Here is a 17,831-nt window from a genome sequence, read left to right as displayed (position 1 = left end):
CTTGATAAGGCACGACTTCAAGCGAGTGCATCGAAACCACGAAAATGGTCTATTTCCTCTATTCGTATTTATCGTCATTTTCAGTACGAAGATGCATCAGAATCGGCAGTTGCCTGACGAGTCGTTCAGTCAGAGTTCAAGTTTTCGAGAGAATCGGAACTTCGGAGCGACAGTGATCCGCACGAGCCATCGCAGAAATCATCGAGAAAAGAATCAAGACAAGTCGATTGCGACGATGAAGTTCAGCTACTTGAGTCGATTTTGCACAAATGCTGAGATTCTTCGAAAGTCGTCAGGGGTGTCGATGTCCCAGTGAATCGATGGATCATCAACGGCAACTTCCTGAACAAGGTGGGCCATTTCTTTGCCGAGCCAGTTCAGTCCGGAATCAGCGGGGATTTCATCGAGGCGCGAAATCACATCCCACGGAAAGATGACCGGATGTCCTCGCCGCTCTTGGTGAATCGGGACCACAATTCGGTCGGGCGAAGTGAGCCATTGAGAGACAAGACTGTTCAGCACATCTGAAGCAACGAAGGGGTGATCCGCCGGAATGAGCAGCATGCCGCGGGGTTTGTTGCGATTCACGGTCTGTTCGATCGCATTGAAGAGATGTTCGACGCTTTCCCGCATGTTACGAGTCGGAGTTTCTGCGAACACAACGGTGGCGTTGGTCGTCTGCAAACAACGACGCAGCGCGTTGTCTTCAGCTCTTACGAGAATAGAAATCGAACCGATCGAGGGATGCTGGAGGTGGTCGATGAGGTGCTCGATCAGTGCTTTGCCTTCGATCGGCATGAGCAACTTCGGTTTCCCCATTCGGCGACTGAAACCCGCTGCCGGAATCGCTGCATGGAGTTCGGGGGCAATCTGACGCTCCGATTTGTTCACAGCGAATCCTGGGCTGAGAGCACTTTCATTGATGTTCAGAATCGTTCGAAACCGCCGAGGCGGACGGAATCATGGGAGTTGCCTGTCTCAGGCTTGCAGCTCCGCTTGGCAAAACCGCTCCAGTGCGAGTTCTTTGATTCCGCGAAGATCGAGCTTTCCGGTCCCGAGGACGGGGATTGATTCGACTTCGACAAAGCTCTCACGTGACGGAAGCCAAATTTTGGGGAGCCCGGTGCTGGACAGTTGTTTGATCGCTTCTTCTGGAGTGATGTGCAGTGGTCTGTGAAGCACAACCAGCTTTTCGCCTTTTCGATCATCAGGCACAGCAGTGACGGCCAGCAGGATTTCTCCTTCTTCGTCATTGCAGTCGTGGCAGATGCGGGTGAGTTCCTGTTCGATCCGGATATGCGGAACCATTTCACCGCCGATTTTCGAAAACCGGCTTTGTCGGCCTGTAATCGAGACGAAACCTTCGGAATCGATGGAAGCGAAATCGCCGGTGCAGTACCAGCCATCCTTGAGAACTTCCGCTGTTCGTTCGGGCTCGTCGAGGTAACCCTGCATCACGTTGGGGCCTTTGATCAGCAGCAAACCTTCTGCTCCGATGCCTCGATCTTCTCCGGTGTCCGGGTCGACAACTTTGGCTGTGACTCCTGGAAGTGGTCGACCGACGGTTCCGAGTTTCGTCCCGCGTTGAACGATGTCCGTCGAACGATGATCAGGAATATTGACCGCTGCGACGGGAGACAATTCGGTTGTTCCGTAACCTTCGGTGGGAAGGACTCCAAACTTAGCTTCGAATTCACGGGCGAGTTGTTCCGGAAGTTTCTCCGCACCGACAACAATCAGATCGAGCGACTCGAGTTGTTCCTTATCGCAACGTCGCAAGTACATCTGCAAGAACGTTGGCGTCGCCATGAGGATTGTCGCCCGGTTTTCCTGGCACAATCGACCGACGATTTTGGCGTCAAGCGGATTGAAATGGTAAACCCCTCGAACGTTGTAACAGAGTGGCAACCACATGCACGCTGTGTAGCCGAAGGAATGGAAGAACGGGAGAACGCCGAGAAGAGCGTCGTTGTCATTGAGGTTGAGAAGATGGTCGACCGCTTCAATGTTGGCTCCGACATTGCTGTGCGAAAGGACAACACCTTTAGGTTCACCAGTCGAACCGGAAGTGAAGACGATGGTCAGTGTTTCGTTCGGATCGACGGAGTTGAGTCCCAGCGACGCTTCGAGTGCGGATGTCGGCATGACATAAGCCCCGAATGCTCCGGCGGCTTTATCAACTGCTGAAACTTTCTCTTTGAGGTCTTCAAGAAAAACGAATTCCGCGTTCTTGAGAGTGTAGGGTTTCTTTTCGAGGAACTTTCGACTCGTCAAAACGTGTCGAATTCCGGCACGGTCGACGCAGTAATTCAGCACATCTTCTGAGAGTGTGTAATTGAGGTTCACGCTGATGCGCTTATCCAGAGCGAGGGCCATGTTCGCCAGACATCCTCCCACCGACGGCGGCAACAGAACTCCGACTGTCTTGTCCTCCGGCGAGAAGACTTCTCGACGAAGAACACGTCGAAATGCGAGAGAACCGGCCAGAAGCTTTCCACCCTCAAGCGTCTGTTTGGTGGAATCGGAGACTTTCGTTCGACCCTTATTGGCTTTGCAATGTCGAATGAATCTCTTGGCGGGGATTGGCTGTCGTTTCATGTCCATTAAATTTGCCTCGGCTCCGAGCTCTTCCACTTGTTGTCTGACGACTGCTGGGTCTTTTACGTCGTAAAGCGGTTTTCCGAAATGGATATCGACGGGATATCGCCACTTCTTCGGCCACTTCCAAAAGAGTTTTCCTCCCCGCCAGCTGAAGATGCTTCCCCATAATCCGTGAAGATTCACAGGAATGATGGGGGCGTCAGATCCCTGAATGATCTTGAACATCCCACGCTGAAACGGCTGCATCTGTCCGGTGCGAGTCAACTGGCCTTCAGCAAAAATGCAGACCAGTTCCCCATCCTTGATGGCATCTTTCGCGATTCGAATCGATCGAACGAGTTCCTTCGGTCCACGGCTGGCATCAATGGGAATGACTCGCATGACTTGCCCGAGCCGTCGAAGAAACGGCTTTTCGGTGAAGTCGGCATAGATGACGAATCGGATCATTCGGGACGACGAAATCATCATCAGAATTCCGTCGACGAAGCTGACGTGATTCGGAACGATGAGGCCGGGCCCTTTTTCCGGAATGTTCTCTCGCCCAAAGATTCGCAGCTTGTAAACGGTGTGCGTCAGAAGCCACATAAAGAATCGGAACGTGAGATCCGGAACGACGAACACGACATACCAGGCAACGGGAATGGTGATGAGTCCCCCGAGCAGGAAGATGTTCAGTGGGGAAACATCGAGCACTTCGCGAAGAAGCAGGAAGACTCCTGCGGAAAGCACAATGCACACGTAGGAGATCAGATAATTTCCTGCGAGCACCATGCCGCGATTTTTGCGATCACTTCGGAATTGCAGATAAGCTTCCAACGGAACGTCGTACAAGCCAGCGCTGCTTCCTAAAAGAAACAGGCCGAGGCACGATCCCCAGTAAGCGAACTGCTCTTTGGGCGGGTAATCGGGTGTATACATCCAGCCGGCAGCGACGAGAAAGAATGAGCTGACGACTATTCCGACCGCTCCAATCGGGACGATTCCCAACTCGACTTTCCCTTCTGACCAATACCCCGCGAGCACCGACCCGCAGCCGACTCCCGCGATAAGAATTCCCAGAAGAATTCCCACGTCAGATTTACTCAGTCCCAGAATCAGTTCGCCGTAAGGATTGATGTTCTGTTGTGACAGCGATCCCAGAAACATGAAGAAAGAGATTCCGAGAGCCGTTTTCAGAAGTCGTGGATCAGAAAAGACTGCTCGCAACGGAGGGACCATTGCGGTGATTGGATTGATTTGCAGCCTCGCATTTGAATTGCCAGCGGCTGCCGTTCGAATGACGAGACTCGACACAGTCCCCGCGACCGCAAGACCGATCAGAATGAAGGAGACCGCTGACAGATCCTGAATGTTGCCAGCTCCGAGAGTGGGGCGAGCCCAGTCATAGAGCGCGAATCCGGCCACAGTTCCCAACCCGATCGCCAGGATTGAGGTCAGCTGCATGATTCCGTTTCCTTTTGACAGGAGACGGGTCGGAAGGATTTCGGGGATGCTTCCAAACTTTGCCGGGCCAAACAGGGCGCTTTGACTTCCCAACAGGAAAACCACGCTGAACAGAGCAGTGACGTTTCCGTAAAGAATGGAAAGAACCGCCATCAGCATGATGCCAATCTCGGCAACCTTAAAGGCGATGATGACAGATCGTTTGCTGAATCGATCCGCCAGCCATCCTGCCATGGGAGAGAAAATCAGGAAGGGAACAGTCAGGCAGACGGTTCCGATCGCGATGGCGTTGGACTGTCCCACAACTTGTTCGGCAATTGGAACAGACAACCATCTGAACAGGTTATCGTTGAACGCCCCGAGGAACTGAGTCAGAACCAGTCCGATAAAGCTGAGAGAGGTCAGCGACCCTTCCTCTCGTGCTGACTCGCCGAGATCATCTGTATGGACTTCAGCGGAATTCATACTGTCGTCTCTTGTCCGAAGAAGTTGTGAATTTGATAAATTGTCCAGCTGTCAGTCATCAACTCGTCCGGGGCGTCACTGCGAAGTGTCAGTTCAGCCCATTGGAGCGGGGCACAAAACGTGCAACGAGTTCTGCAGCCCGTTTCGACGGTCACAAAGCACTCGCCTGAACATGTTTCTTTCGATGATTGCTGTGTTTTCTTGCGTCAATCGCTGATGGCCGGAGATCGTGAGGATTTTGGCTTCCGGAAATCGGCGACCTTTTCCGGAGAATATCACGGTCTTGTCGAAGCAAAAACACCACTTTTCCCAAACAGGCTCAGCTGTCGCCCAAACAGCCCGAGTTTTGGGCGTCTCAAATGCGTTTCGAGGCTGCAAAGAACGGTTCCGTGAGCGCGCCGGAAGTTGCTTGCTCAACTCTCCAGCGGGCTCAGTCCAACGCGAGGACAGATTTTCAGCATGGGGCATTCGAGGCACTTCGGACGACGCGCGATACAAATTTGCCGTCCATGGTGAATCATTCGATGGGAGTAGTTGATCCACTCCTTTTTCGGAAGAATGGCAACGAGATCGCGCTCGATAATCTCCGGGTTCTGGCTTTCCGTCAGGCCGAGCAAGTTGGAAATTCTTCGCACGTGTGTGTCGACGACCACTCCACTCGGGATTCCAAATGCGGTTCCGAGAACAACGTTCGCTGTCTTTCGACCGACTCCGGGAAGCTTGACGAGTTCATCGAGCGACTGAGGAAGAACTCCGTCATGGCGATCGACGAGCGTCTGAGCCATTCCTCGCAGATTCGTGGCTTTGGCGCGAAAGAAACCGAGAGGTTTGACAATTTCCTCGACTTGTTCCTGGGTTGCGCTGGCAAGAGACTCGGGATCGGGGAATCGGGAGAACAGAGTGGGCGTCACGGAATTCACTCGCTCATCCGTGCACTGGGCCGACAGAATCGTCGCTGCCAGGAGCTGAAAGGGGGAATCGTGGTGCAGAGCGCACTCAGCGACGGGGTAGGTCTTGCGAAGTCGCGTGACCACTTTGCGGGCTTGTCGCTTTCTGGCATCAAGGGTGTCAAACATTGGGGGCCGATCGTTTCATCCGTTGAACACGTGTTTCAGAGTGTTTGGGAGAGCTTTCAGAAAAGCAATCCAGAGTTCATTTTGTTGTCGACAATTATCAATGCAAAGCGCTAAGCTCAATGTCCAGTGCAGGGAAATCGTGACCTCGCAATGATCAGGTAAGAACTCGAGAAGGTGGAATGGATAACGAGCAGTTTCGACACGCCGTCAGCTTGTTCAATCGAGAGGAGTTCTTCGCCTGTCATGACGTTCTTGAAGAAATCTGGTCGGAGACACTCGGAGATCAACGGGAATTCCTTCAAGGCCTGATCCATGCCGCGGTCGCCCTCTTTCACTTTGGAGAGGGAAACCTTGGAGGTGCAAGAAAGATGCATGATTCCACAGTTCGGTATCTCACTCCCTATCTCCCGGAATGCTCGGGGGTGGATCTGACCTCTTTTCTTGCAGACTTCGAAGTCTGCTTTGAACCCATTCTGGGGGCTCACGACAGCTATCCGCAGGGAGTGAAGATGAATCCGGAGCTGTGTCCAAAATTGGAGTTTGTGGAGTAGCGTTGCCAGGAAATGAAGATGTCATCGGAAATACAGAACTTGTTGAAACCGTCCATCGAGCCGTCTCAACTGTCTTATCCAGTCTTGGTTCTGGAAGACCTCCCCGTCTTACCGGAAGCGGCGGAAGTCGTCATTGCTCGCGCTGGTCTCAAGCGTGCTTTCGAACAAGTCGTCGACGAAGCAGCCGACGAGACCGTGATTCTGGTCCCGGATCGAACATGGATTCGTGAAGGTCAAATCGTGTGTCTCGCCAGAATTCTGCGAGTCGAAGAAACATCTCCGGACGAAATGCGAGTCGAACTGCGAGGACTCTCCCGTGCGGAGATTCTTGAGACTGGCTCAAGTCACGATTCGGTCGCTGTCCGCCATCTCCATGACGATAGTTCGACTTCTTCAAGCGATCGTCGCGAAGTTCGGCTTGCGATTTTGCAGGTGTTGGAGCACTTGTTCCCGGAAGCGGTCGCGAATCGACTTCTCATTCCACTCCTCGAAATTGAACTCTCGTTTTCCCGCCTCGTCGCTCTTGTCTCGACGGTCTGTGATTTCGAGATTGATGAACGATTCGAACTGCCCACCGAAGTCTCCGCCGATCGACGGGCCGAATGGATTCTGGATCGGCTCTGTGTCCGATCTCGTCGTTCACTTCGTGACAAGGTCAACGGAATGCCGCCATTCAGCAGCAACTGATCAACCATCAATAAACGATCAGCGAATTCGGCGAGCGAACGATTCTTCCTGTCGGAAACAAAGGCAAGCATCTTGCCGGTTGTTCGTGAGTTCCGTAACGTTCAAGTGGAGGATTGCTCGATGGCAATCATTCCGAGACACACATTCGCCCAATGTTTCTCAAACGCGGTGAATGTGATTTCATGACTTCTCCCCAAATGGGGACGTTCTCAGTTCGATCAAGGTATTTCCGATACCTTCATTTATGAACAATGATAAAACGAAACAGCAAATCCTTGTTGATGCTGCCCGGTTGATTCACTCTCGACAGGAAGTCGACTATTACCGCGCGAAGATGCGTGCGGGGAAAAAGATCTGCGGAGGTTGGGTCAAACAATCGCTGCTCCCGACGGATACGGAACTGAGGAACGAAGTCCAGCGATTCGTCTCTCTCTTCGAAGGGGATCGAGGGTTCGACAATCTCCTCGATCTTCGATTGACTGCCTGGAGGATGATGAAGCTCCTCGAACCATTTCAGCCGGTTCTCACCGGAGGAGCGGTTGATGGTGAAGTGCGATCGGGCGGGCAAATTCAAATTCTACTCGACATCTGCGAATTGGATCGAGTCCTTCGATTGCTCGATGATCGAGGATTGTTTTTCGAGAATCCGCCAGTCGATGCGCTCGTCGATGCTGGAGCGACTCGAGTTTTCGTGAAGGAGAAATATCCCGTCGAACTGATTTTTCGATCATGTGATTTGTCGTCGAACGAAATCGAAGAAGACGCCGATATAGAAGCTGCGGCGACTTTCGAGGAGTTTCAGGCAATCCTCCGCAACAGCTATCCGGACTTCGATCCGGAAGTCTCGACGTGTTCGGAACTCGAGCCATCTGATCGGTTTGAGTTTTATCGACTCCTGCTACTTCCTCTTGAGAGTGTGGAGCAGAACAAACACGATCATCCCGAGGGAGACGCTCTCTATCACAGCTTGCAGGTCTTCGAGCAGGCGTATTCGAGAAAACCTTACGACGAAGAATTTCTCCTCGCTGCGCTTCTTCACGATGTGGGACTTGCCGTCGATCCAATGGACCCGACGAGTGCCGGTTTAGAGGTTCTCGATGGCTGGATCACCGAACGAACGGAATGGCTGATCGAGAATCTGCAAGATGCCCAGCGTGCTCAGATCGGAGTGCTTGGAGCAAGAGCCCTGCGGCGGTTGCAAAAGCATGTGGACTACGAAGATCTCACAATGCTTGTGGAGTGTGATCTGCTCGGAAGAACACCGGGAGCGGATGTTCGAAAAGTCAGCGAAGCACTGACAGTCATTCGTGAACTCGCACGGGATGCGTTGGACGAAGCAGACGAGTGACTCGATTGAGAGCACTCTTTGATTTGGTTTGCACTCACTCGCACGAGCAAACTCAGCCTTTGGACTGATGAAACAGTGCGTTCGAGTGCACAAGAACGGGCAACTTGCGCTAGAAGAGCGAGAACATCATGAGCTGTGTGGATCGCACAAGCCATGTGCGTTCGGTGGGTGAGATTCTTCCGGTACGAAGCATGTAGCCGGTTTTCGATTTGACTTGAGAAACGAACAGTCGCTGGAGATCCGTCATCTCAAAATCTCCTCGCTCTTCCGCATCGAGAAGTTGTTTCGTCACAGAATGAATCGCTCGGACTTCATGGAGCGAAGGAGTTGTGTCAACGTCCCAATCGATTGAAGACGGCAGATTGGCCATCTCGTCAGTCACGCGAAGCATTGCGGTTGAGACACGAGCGATCTTCTCGACGTCCAGTTTCTCCAGTGTGTCCTGAGGGGTGTGATAGTCGGGATGTTCGCCCGTTGAGAAAAAGAGAAACGGAATCTTCCGGTATCGGAACGGTCCGTAGTCGCTTCGGGTTCCAACGATATCTGTTCCGAGGCGAGCGATTTCAAGATCCTCGGGGACAGCGATCTGATCGAGGCAGGCGCTGACTTGAGGAGACGTCTCCGCCCCCATGACGAAAACCGTTGGAAGATCGAGCCCGCCCAGTGAGCGCCCAATCATATCTGCGGTGAGGCAGAAGCGGATCGATTCTTCTTCGAGCGGGCAGTGTGCCAGAAACCATCGAGACCCCCAGAGCAGATGCTCTTCGAGATCGAAGGCGAGGAATGCGATGCTGCGTCGTGCGGGGTTTTGACCGAAGTGCTTCGCCAGTTCAAGCAGCATCGAAACACCACTCGCATTGTCGTCAGCTCCGGGAAAGACTTTTCCCCCACGGACTCCGAGGTGATCGTAGTGGGCGTTGACGACGATCCATTCTTTCTTGAGATCCGGGTCCGTCCCTTCCACAAATCCGCCGATGTTACGCCCCATGATGATCGGCTCCGCGGACTTATCGTTGAAATCAGGAACCGCCTGAATGAATCCATCTTCGAAAAGTGGACGAATCCCGAATTCCTCAAACCGGGCGATGATGTAATCGGCCGACTCAATTTTCCCCCAGTCGTCTCTTCCGCGTCTGTCTGGACTGGCCAGATATTCGAGATGAGGCTTCAAAGCCTGAGCGGTGATCCCTGTTTCAATCGCGTTTTCAGGTGCTTCCTCGGTGTGTTCATCGCTGGAGAACGCGATAGAAGCGGGCACGATCAAACTGAAAATCAGAATGAAGAGAAGTCGATGCAGTCGACGTTCTTCGGAGTTGTCGTGATCAACCGGGCAGGCTTTCGACATCGTATGGAGCATTTTCTTGAGTTGCGCGGTCGAACGTATTGATTCGGAATGGCGACCAATTGTAACGGCTGGGCGGATTCTAACGAAAAATCCTGTTCTGAACGTCGTCGGCTGTCGATGTTTCCTTTGATCAGTCAACTTTCGACGTGATGCGATCACTCTCACCGGTGCTTGTGCGGTAACACGTCCTGAGGAATTTAGTCCGCTCTCTCCGAAATTAGTCATGGAGATCATTCATGTTGAAGCAAACACTTCTGGCCGGTTTGTGCTCTGTCGCATTTCTGGTCGTCATGTTTGTCGGCACCAGCGAAGTTGAAGCAGCTCCTCCGGGGCAACCGACGAATTGGCAGCGATTCTACCACTATCCTTACGTCTACTACCCACAGAACTATCAGACTCAGCCAGAGAGCTACGATCACATGTATTATCGGTATCCGACCGAGCGTCGGATCCCTGTGTACAACTCTCAGTGGCACAACTTCTACCCAAGCGAACGACCTTACCACTGGGGACATCACTTCATTCTGGACGTCTTCTAACGAAGGCTCGTGTATGAGTGAAGCGAGTGGTTTCACCAGAATTTTGTCGAAACCACTCCGACGTTCAATGGCAGCATGACGAAAAATACTGCCACATTTTTCCTTCAGGATTGCACATGACATCATGAGCAATCACTTCTGAGTCTTTTGGCGGGAAACCGCTCAGACGACGAACAGGAACGAGAAACTTGCTCCTATCGGGGGCGATAAATCAACTTGAGGGTGAGGGGAACAGCCTGCTTCGGCTTCGAAGCAGGCTGTTTTTTTGTTTTGGCTCTTTCTCCTTTTTTGTGCGTTCTGCTCGATTCAGTTTGACACGTGAATTGGCGGATCTATGTTTCCGTGACCGAGATTCGCGGTCACAAATCGCACTGACAACTTAAACGCGGCAAGGAGAAGCTAGGAGCTTTGAGGGGACCTTGTCGCGTTTTTTTGTGCGCGCATCCCTGTGAATCTTTGCGGGTTATGCCGATTCTGCTGAAGACAGCTACCAATGAGACCGATGGATTGAGAAGGACTGAAGTTTTTGTCCCCATCAGTTGGTCAGATGTCGCATACCACATTCAAAACTGCCTTCTGGACGATGCTTCTCGCATTCGGGCTCACACTGGTTTTGACCGGGTTCGATCCCGCAGATTTCGAGTTCGCGAGAAAGAAAATTCGCCCCGAAGACCGAGCACCCGTCAAAGACGATCCGTCTTCCGACGTTGATGTGGCAACGCTTGAAGTAAAAACGACCGCTGAATTCGCTTCTCCGTCAACCGATGGAATTAAGAATCGACAGCACGTTGCGTTCAATGATCTGCGGGCGCAAGCGCGTCCTGCTTCACAGCCTGCGCAGCAGATTCCCAATGACAACGTCAGAACGGCCCACACTCGTTCGACGTTTCCCGGGACAACGGGAGAAGCCCGGGCTCCCGGCGCTCTTCAGGCAATCGCGTCCCCTGTCGTGTCCTCACCTTCGCAATTCGGCAACAGCACAGATTTGAACGTGAGTTCAGAGCACGTTGTTGATTCTCGATCGATCCCGTCTTTGAGTCCTGCTGCCCATCGTGAGAAGGGCGTTCAGGTTGCTTCAGCGGATCGGGACGCACGAATCGGATTGCCCGCGATGCCATCAACGATTGAGCCGCTATCAGCTCCGTCGTTTCCGGTTTCATCCCATGCGACTGAGGGCGAACAGGTCGATCAGAAATCGATCATGGTTCCGATCCCTGAAATGCATGATGATCGCAGCCATGCTTCAACCAGTGAGAGTTCTGACTCAACCCGAAGTCCATTTGTCGATACAGACTTGTCCCTCGAAGTGAGTGAGCTTCGGCGCGAATTGATGGAGATTCAACTCAACGACGCGCGACGCGAACTTCAGAGAGTCGGCGAATCCCACAAAACGCCTGAGTGGATGACGGAGATTCGGGAGTTGCGTCAGCTGATTGAAGAAGTTCGAAGTCAGCCCCAGACGATTGTTGAAGCAGAAGAAGTCAGTCCGCCACCGCTTGAAACGTCGTCGCAGGAAGACAAGCTGAGCATTGTGAAAGCGGAAGATGAGACGATTGCCCAAGAGCCGTCACCGCCACCATTGGTCAGTGTTTCGGCAGGCGATAGTGAGGATCGAAAAACGTTTCGCTTTGAGAATGTTTCGATTCGAAAGGTTCTTGAGATCGTTGGACAGCATGCCGGGCATCATGTCGTGATCGAGCCCGATGTCACCGGAGAGTATTCCGGGGAGCTGACAGATGTCGTCCCCAATGAGGCATTCGCCAACCTCATTCATGCTCATCAATTGGGATTGCGGGCGAAAGGGACCTATCTACTTGTGCGAGCTCATCCCGGCTTGAAGTAAACGGCCAGAGTATTCCGGTACAATCATTGACAGCAAACAGGGCCGCTTTGTCTCAGCTAGTCAGCGTTGTCTTTCGAGCAAACAAGTGCGACACGCAAGTCCATCACATTCGTGTGGGTCGGACCCGTTTTTAATAGTCCGCCGATAGCTTCGAAGAACGGATAGGAGTTGTTGATCGAGAGGAATTCGTCAATCGTCAACGATTGTTGTTCCGCGATCGCAAGCAATTCAGAGTCGATGACGGCACCGGCGGCATCTGTCGGGCCATCTTCTCCATCCGTGCCGCCAGAAAGAATCGTGATTCCGGAACTGTCCGCCTCTTTTAGAACTTCTGCAGCTGCGAGGACCACCTGCTGATTTCTTCCGCCGCGACGCGGAAGGTCCGTCTTAGCGAGTGAGACGGTCGGTTCTCCCCCTTCGATGACACAGATTTTCTCTGAGGAGGAAAGGCGATTGCGTTCGTCGAGACAGCGTTGGGCCAGGCTTTTCCCGATCTCATCAGCGTCACCGTCCAGATCGGCTGATGACGAAATGACTTTGTAACCCAACTCACCCGCTTTTCGAGTTGCAGCTGAAACGCTTGTCGAATTGTTGCCAACAATATGGTTCGAATACTTCGTTGTGATCGGCGAAGAATGGTCTGCCTGCTGATGGACTTGCTGTCGAAGAGCCTTCCAGATTGCTTCTGGCGTTTCGTCAGGGCAACGACTCTCGAGGACAGCAATGGCAGCTTCCGGATCGGATTGCGTTTCGACGGTTGGGCCAGACGCAATCGTGTCGAGCGGGTCGCCGATGACATCGGAAATAATGAGGCAAATCAACTGACCAGCCCGGCAGGCACGCAGCAGTCCTCCTCCCTTCACTTCGGAGAGCGCACGACGGACGGAATTCAATTCGTGAATGGTGGCTCCCGAATGCATCAGCGTTCGTGTCAGTTTTTGCTTTTGTTCGAGCGTCACTCCCGGAGGAGGAGCAGGGAGAAGTGCGCTGCCTCCCCCCGAAATGACCACAAGACACAAATCGTCCGGACCCAGGCTTCCAATCAGCTCAAGAATCCGTCGGGTTCCCTCAGCCCCAGCGTCTGTCGGTTCATTCACACCCGCGGGGCGGGCAGCATGCAGATGTATTCGACGCAGCGAACTGACGCAGTCCGCCGGAACGTTGACCCAGCCTTCGGTGCGATTGAGCCATTCATCCGGGAGAATTGATTCGATCCCGGCCGCCATCCCAGCACCGGCTTTCCCGGCTCCTACAACGCAGATTCGAGAGTTGTCCTTGAGCTTCCACAAATCCGATCCGCAGACAAGCTGATCGTTCTCGATCTGAATCGCATTGGAAACGAGTCGCGTCGATTCAACAGCGTCGACTCCAGCTTTCCAGATCTCAATCGCGGATTGGCGATGAACTCTCATGAAACCGGACGATCTTCATTTGAGGAAGCTCACCGATGATTCTGGAATTGAATCTCTCGACACATGTTCAACGTGATACGTGTTCAACAAATTGAGTCACGCGATCGGACGACGGCCATCTTCCAGGTCGGCAAGAATTGAGATGCGAAATGTCGACCAGTTCCGCATGAAAGCCACCGACTGGACTTGAACCAGCGACCTAGGCTTTACGAAAGCAAGTGAACACCTCGCTCAGGGTTCGTTGACCCTACGATTAGCGTTATACGCTCACTGCACGCTCATCGCAACTCTCTTCTCGCGATGTCAGATGCGTCATTGGGTGACAATTCGGGTGACACTCTCCAGGTGCTGACCTGTCCCGTTCCCCCGATCCTGAGTCGAGCAAGAATTCTTCTAAAAATCCCAAACCTATCTGTAGACATCGGTTAGAAAACGTAGCGCTCGACGGGCGAAAAACGGAGCGCTGTTGTTGATAAGGAACCCGGTGGAGGGATGTGAGCGTCTCGGCCGGGAGTGTCGGTACAGGTTATTTCGTCTTTGATTGGCCAGAGCTTGAGCGTTTTGTGCGTCGTCTCTTCGCATCTTGCAGACGGTAGCTTTCCCCGGAGGCTTCCAGGATATGGCAACGATGAGTCAGCCGGTCCAGGGCGGCTCCGGTGAGGCGTTCACTCCCCAGTACTTCGGTCCAGTGTTCGAATGGTAAGTTGGTGGTGATGATCACGCTGAGCCGTTCATAGGCGGTGCTAATGACATCGAAGAATAACTCTGCTCCCACTTTGCTGGCGGGGACGTAGCCCAACTCATCAAGGATCAGCAGATCGAGCTTCGAAAGTTGCTTCTTGAGTCGGAGCAGGTCACGTTCCTCGCGAGCTTCAAGCAACAACGTGATCAGTTCTGTGACACGATAGAACTTCACACGTTTGCCTTGTCCACAGGCAGCGATCCCCAGTGCCGTGGCGATGTGGCTCTTGCCTGTCCCGGAATTCCCGACCAGCAGGATGTTTTCTTTCTTATCCAGGTACTCTCCTCGCAACAGTTCGGTCATCAGAAGTTTGTTGAGTGATGGTTGGGCTTTGAAGTCGAAGCTCTCCAATGTTTTGTGATTGGGAAACGGAGCCGCTTTCAGTCGACGGTCTGCGGCACGACGTTCCCGGTCAATGAGTTCCAGCTCACATAGCCTCAACAGGAACCCGAGATGGTCGACATTGTCCGTGGCGCATTGACCAGCCACTTTCTCGCACTCACTGAGCATCGTTGGCATCCGCAACGCTTTGAGATGATGCTGCAGTAGCACCAGACTTTTGGTTTCAATCTTTTTCATGAGACGGAGCATCCTCCAGGGTTTGAAGTGAGTAAAGATTGGTAAGCAGAGACGTTGGTCTGAGTGACCTTGACCTGTTTCAAGTGCGGTCGACCATCCAGGCAGAACAGGTCGATCACCGGTTCCTGCTGGTATTCGAGAATCAGGCGAATGGCATCGGCACTGCTGGCTCCAATTTCTAAAGCATGCTGCACGGCCGACTTGAGAGAGGAGAGAGAATGTCGCTCCAAAAGTCTGAGAACCTTGATGAATTCTTTGGTCCCCAGTCCCTGTTGTTCCGTTTCCAGACGCCGTCTGAGGATTCCAAAGCAGACCGGCAGTTCCCACTCTTCGAAGGGTCTGGCATGATCAAAGCCACCTGGCTTACGCTCTAACAGTCCCAGGTAATGAATCGGATCGAAGAAATACTGCTCCTTCTCCCAGCAGCGGGAATGAAAGGCCACGAGTTGATCACCGCATAGAATACGGACTTCGTCCACCGTCGCGATGACTGTCAATGAACGATGAGCATACTCTGTTGGCACCGAATAGCTGTTGCGATCGAAGCGAATCAGCGACAGTGAATTGGAATGCACCGTTTGCAATCGTCTGGCTTCGAACCGTTCGGTGGGAATCGACAGGAAACACAACTGCTCCTCGTTGAGTAACTCTCGCTTGGCTGCTGACTTCCCTCTGAGTGTGCGATCAAGGTCTTTCTCACAGCAGTGCAGCAACTGTGCGTTGAGTTCTTCCAGTGATTCAACACGTGGGACCGGAACGAGAAATGACCGACGTGCAAAGTCAAGCAGACGTTCCACGTGCCCTTTCTCATTGGGTCGTCTGACGAGACAGAAGTGATCTTCGTAGAGAAAGTGGCTTTTGAGCCGCAGGAACTCTTTGGTGACCTCACGTTCGCGGTGGCCAACGATCTTTCCGACAGCGACCTTGCTGTTGTCGTAGCTGATCCGTGTTGGAACACCACCATAGAACTCAAAGGCTCGGACGTGTCCTTCGAGGAAGGATTCCGTGCATTCTCTCGGAAACGCCTGAATGAAGATCGCATCCGAATAGGGAAGCGTCATCACGAACAAAGCGACCTTCGTCAGTTCGCCGTTCAGCCAAACATCCGCAAACCCATAGTCGACCTGCCCTTCACCCGGAGGATGCGAGAGTGGAAAGAAGACTTCTTTGTTCTGCTGCTTCAGCTTGCGGACCGCACTGGAGACGATCGTGAGACCGCCATCATAGCCATGCTCATCACGCAATCGTTCGAAGATTCGTTGAGTTGTATGTCGCTGTTTTCGATGAACCTTTTTATCCGACTCCAGGATCTCCTGAATGACTGGCAAGAATGGATCAACTTTGGATCTACGCGGCTCGGTGAGTCGATACCCCGGTGGCTCGCTGTACGCGAGAATCTTCTCCAACGTGTCCCAGTGAATCTCATATTCACGACACGCCGCACGCTTGCTGATCTCGTCATTGAGCACACGACGACGGATCTCCGCCCACTTCTGCATGTCGGTAAACACCCGTCCCTCGCTGCCATCAGTTCAAACAAATGGTGAAAACCAAAAGTCTGAACACCTGACAACAAGTGATCATCTGGGCGCTACGCTTTTATTCCGTCACACCCTCTCCGTCGAGCGCTACGTTTTCTGACCGATGTCTACACCCGCAAAAACCGCTGAAAAAAGCTGAACTCCCCAGGTGACCGACTCACTTTTGACAACAGAGATGCACCACGATGCGTGACTCACTTCCAAAACTGTTAACGATTTCTGACGTGGCCGAGATTCTTGTCTGCTCACGTCGCAACGTGTACGGACTGATTGAAAAGGGCGAGCTTCCCTACATTCAGACGGGAGTCTCCAAGGGCTATCGCATCGATCCAGAAGATCTGGCAGCGTTCATCCAGACTCACAAGCAACAAAAAGAGGGCGCAAAGCCTCGTGCCTTGCGCCCTCCTTTGAAACATTTGAAGCTCTGACTCAGTCAGCTTGCCGCTCGTTCTGCCTGACGCAGCAGATGAATTGGGTCTTGATTGAGGTGCTGATAGACACGTGCCAGCACTGAGGCGTCCTTGTGACCGAGCAACAATGCAACCGTCATACTGTCAATCCCGTTCTTGAGTGCCCTGGTGGCAAAGCTATGACGCAAGACATACAAAGAGTACCGAGGGACGAGCTCGACAGCCCGTTTGGCAAGCAGCTTTCTTTTCGCTTCACTGCGAAGCTCACCTTCGGATTTGATGACAAGCTCACCATTGACTTTCCTTGTTGGCGACAAGGTGGGAACAAAAGTCGCGATCACTTCATTGGAAATGACTTCCCCGCGTCGCTCCATTTCTGCCTGTGCCATTCGAAACCGAATCGCATCGAAGGCACAATTGACAGAATCCTTGCTCCAGGGTTTCCCATTGGCGTTTCGAAACAGCTTTCCCTCGGGATGCTGCTCTTTCAATCGGCGTGTGATCTCAAGAGCCGTCTTCGAAAGATACACAACTCGCGAAAGCCGTTTCATTTTGGATTCCGATTTGGGAAAGATCCAACGCTGATTTTCCAGGTCGACGTGACGGGCTTCCACTCGCAACGACTCTTGTGGTCGGCAGCCTGTTTCCCAGCTGACCACAAGCAGGTCACGAAGCTCGGGACTTCGCACAAAGGTCAACAGCTCTTGAAACTGCTCGGCATCAAGTGCCAGTTCGCGGTGCTCGGCACTGGGAACTTCCAGGTCAGAAATCGGGCTGCCGTCGATGTAGCCCTGTTTCTTGGCCCACTTCAGGCAGCGTTTGACCGAACGCAGGTAATTTCTCCGAGACGTTTGGGAGTGCTTGTACTGGTCGGCCCAGAGTTCGACATGATACGGCTTCAAGTCACTGGCTCTGAGATCCGGGTACTTTTGAGCGAATCGCTGCAAGCGATAGCGGTACCACTCATAGGTGGCTTCCGAGCGGTTTTTCTGCACCCACTCCAAGAAGGCATCAATGATGCCGACCAGGGACGCTGTCTGAACCTGACGCGTCGTCGGCTCGTTAAGCAGCACACGATACTTGGCGAATGCTTCTTTTTTGGACTCGCCCAAACGGATCTGTTTTCCGTTCAGGGTCACAAACCACGCTTTGCGGGCCTTGCGATACCAAGGTTGGGAGAACTTCATTTGCAAACCTCCAGCTAAAGAACCTGAACTGCTCAGGCGGGCTGAAAGCTCACTACGTGTGC

Annotated in this window: 14 protein-coding genes; 6 read left to right on the top strand and 8 right to left on the bottom strand. The window is 52.8% G+C overall.

Features of this window, described 5'->3' with window-relative positions; all coding sequences use genetic code 11:
- Window positions 1-246 precede the first annotated feature (246 nt).
- The 3 genes from KOR42_RS06145 to nth form a co-directional block, all read right to left on the bottom strand.
- The gene (locus tag KOR42_RS06145) at window positions 247-891 is read right to left on the bottom strand and encodes a nucleotidyltransferase family protein (protein WP_146507974.1); all 645 of its coding nucleotides are present in this window, start codon (window positions 889-891) and stop codon (window positions 247-249) included.
- An 87-nt stretch (window positions 892-978) separates the two neighbouring features.
- Window positions 979-4,509: an acyl-[ACP]--phospholipid O-acyltransferase gene (locus KOR42_RS06140; protein ID WP_146507972.1), complete on the bottom strand. Its 3,531-nt coding sequence runs from the start codon at window positions 4,507-4,509 to the stop codon at window positions 979-981.
- Between the two features lie 413 nt (window positions 4,510-4,922).
- Entirely contained in the window at window positions 4,923-5,585 is a 663-nt protein-coding gene (gene nth / locus KOR42_RS06135) for an endonuclease III (protein WP_146507970.1), read from the bottom strand.
- Window positions 5,586-5,764: 179 nt separating this feature from the next.
- Here nth and KOR42_RS06130 point away from each other — a divergent pair, with 179 nt between their 5' ends.
- The 3 genes from KOR42_RS06130 (at window position 5,765) to KOR42_RS06120 (ending at window position 8,171) form a co-directional block, all read left to right on the top strand.
- The gene (locus KOR42_RS06130; protein WP_146507969.1) at window positions 5,765-6,136 is read left to right on the top strand and encodes a DUF309 domain-containing protein; all 372 of its coding nucleotides are present in this window, start codon (window positions 5,765-5,767) and stop codon (window positions 6,134-6,136) included.
- Window positions 6,137-6,154: 18 nt separating this feature from the next.
- Window positions 6,155-6,823 carry an LON peptidase substrate-binding domain-containing protein gene (locus KOR42_RS06125; RefSeq protein ID WP_197440909.1) on the top strand — a complete coding sequence of 223 codons (669 nt, stop codon included), beginning with the start codon at window positions 6,155-6,157 and terminating at the stop codon, window positions 6,821-6,823.
- Window positions 6,824-7,067: 244 nt separating this feature from the next.
- Complete coding sequence (locus tag KOR42_RS06120) at window positions 7,068-8,171, top strand: tRNA adenylyltransferase (protein ID WP_146507965.1); 1,104 nt, start codon at window positions 7,068-7,070, stop codon at window positions 8,169-8,171.
- Window positions 8,172-8,280: 109 nt separating this feature from the next.
- Here KOR42_RS06120 and KOR42_RS06115 read toward each other — a convergent pair whose 3' ends face one another.
- On the bottom strand, window positions 8,281-9,516 hold the full coding sequence (locus KOR42_RS06115; RefSeq protein WP_197440908.1) for a M28 family peptidase: 1,236 nt from the start codon (window positions 9,514-9,516) through the stop codon (window positions 8,281-8,283).
- Window positions 9,517-9,752: 236 nt separating this feature from the next.
- Here KOR42_RS06115 and KOR42_RS06110 point away from each other — a divergent pair, with 236 nt between their 5' ends.
- Both KOR42_RS06110 and KOR42_RS06105 read left to right on the top strand, forming a co-directional pair.
- Window positions 9,753-10,055: a hypothetical protein gene (locus KOR42_RS06110; protein ID WP_146507961.1), complete on the top strand. Its 303-nt coding sequence runs from the start codon at window positions 9,753-9,755 to the stop codon at window positions 10,053-10,055.
- 547 nt (window positions 10,056-10,602) lie between these two features.
- Entirely contained in the window at window positions 10,603-11,898 is a 1,296-nt protein-coding gene (locus KOR42_RS06105; RefSeq protein ID WP_197440907.1) for a hypothetical protein, read from the top strand.
- Window positions 11,899-11,954: 56 nt separating this feature from the next.
- On the opposite strand, the gene KOR42_RS06100 is transcribed toward KOR42_RS06105, so the two are convergent.
- The 3 genes from KOR42_RS06100 to istA form a co-directional block, all read right to left on the bottom strand.
- A complete protein-coding gene (locus tag KOR42_RS06100; RefSeq protein WP_146507957.1) occupies window positions 11,955-13,310 on the bottom strand; it encodes a glycerate kinase type-2 family protein in 1,356 nt (451 codons plus the stop codon).
- A gap of 526 nt (window positions 13,311-13,836) precedes the next feature.
- Entirely contained in the window at window positions 13,837-14,631 is a 795-nt protein-coding gene (istB, locus tag KOR42_RS06095; protein WP_146507955.1) for an IS21-like element helper ATPase IstB, read from the bottom strand.
- Window positions 14,628-16,142 (bottom strand): IS21 family transposase, encoded by a 1,515-nt coding sequence (istA, locus tag KOR42_RS06090; RefSeq protein ID WP_146507953.1) that lies wholly within the window; start codon window positions 16,140-16,142, stop codon window positions 14,628-14,630. The genes istB and istA overlap by 4 nt, the downstream gene beginning before the upstream one ends.
- A 215-nt stretch (window positions 16,143-16,357) precedes the next feature.
- On the opposite strand from istA, the gene KOR42_RS06085 reads away from it, so the two are divergent.
- Window positions 16,358-16,600, top strand: a complete 243-nt coding sequence (locus KOR42_RS06085) for a helix-turn-helix domain-containing protein (protein ID WP_146507951.1) — start codon at window positions 16,358-16,360, stop codon at window positions 16,598-16,600.
- A gap of 5 nt (window positions 16,601-16,605) precedes the next feature.
- On the opposite strand, the gene KOR42_RS06080 is transcribed toward KOR42_RS06085, so the two are convergent.
- Entirely contained in the window at window positions 16,606-17,769 is a 1,164-nt protein-coding gene (locus KOR42_RS06080) for a tyrosine-type recombinase/integrase (protein WP_146507950.1), read from the bottom strand.
- Window positions 17,770-17,831: the final 62 nt, after the last annotated feature.

The sequence above is a fragment of the Thalassoglobus neptunius genome (assembly GCF_007859735.1).
Taxonomy (GTDB): domain Bacteria; phylum Planctomycetota; class Planctomycetia; order Planctomycetales; family Planctomycetaceae; genus Thalassoglobus; species Thalassoglobus neptunius.
This window is presented reverse-complemented; position numbering and strand designations above follow the sequence as displayed.

Bases quoted from the DNA above. Each gene is read 5' to 3' on its own strand.
- KOR42_RS06140 (WP_146507972.1), bottom strand. From the start codon at position 4,509: ATGAATTCCGCTGAAGTCCATACAGATGATCTCGGCGAGTCAGCACGA.
- nth (WP_146507970.1), bottom strand. From the start codon at position 5,585: ATGTTTGACACCCTTGATGCCAGAAAGCGACAAGCCCGCAAAGTGGTC.
- KOR42_RS06130 (WP_146507969.1), top strand. From the start codon at position 5,765: ATGGATAACGAGCAGTTTCGACACGCCGTCAGCTTGTTCAATCGAGAG.
- KOR42_RS06125 (WP_197440909.1), top strand. From the start codon at position 6,155: ATGTCATCGGAAATACAGAACTTGTTGAAACCGTCCATCGAGCCGTCT.
- KOR42_RS06120 (WP_146507965.1), top strand. From the start codon at position 7,068: ATGAACAATGATAAAACGAAACAGCAAATCCTTGTTGATGCTGCCCGG.
- KOR42_RS06115 (WP_197440908.1), bottom strand. From the start codon at position 9,516: ATGTCGAAAGCCTGCCCGGTTGATCACGACAACTCCGAAGAACGTCGA.
- KOR42_RS06110 (WP_146507961.1), top strand. From the start codon at position 9,753: ATGTTGAAGCAAACACTTCTGGCCGGTTTGTGCTCTGTCGCATTTCTG.
- KOR42_RS06105 (WP_197440907.1), top strand. From the start codon at position 10,603: ATGTCGCATACCACATTCAAAACTGCCTTCTGGACGATGCTTCTCGCA.
- KOR42_RS06100 (WP_146507957.1), bottom strand. From the start codon at position 13,310: ATGAGAGTTCATCGCCAATCCGCGATTGAGATCTGGAAAGCTGGAGTC.
- istB (WP_146507955.1), bottom strand. From the start codon at position 14,631: ATGAAAAAGATTGAAACCAAAAGTCTGGTGCTACTGCAGCATCATCTC.
- KOR42_RS06085 (WP_146507951.1), top strand. From the start codon at position 16,358: ATGCGTGACTCACTTCCAAAACTGTTAACGATTTCTGACGTGGCCGAG.
- KOR42_RS06080 (WP_146507950.1), bottom strand. From the start codon at position 17,769: ATGAAGTTCTCCCAACCTTGGTATCGCAAGGCCCGCAAAGCGTGGTTT.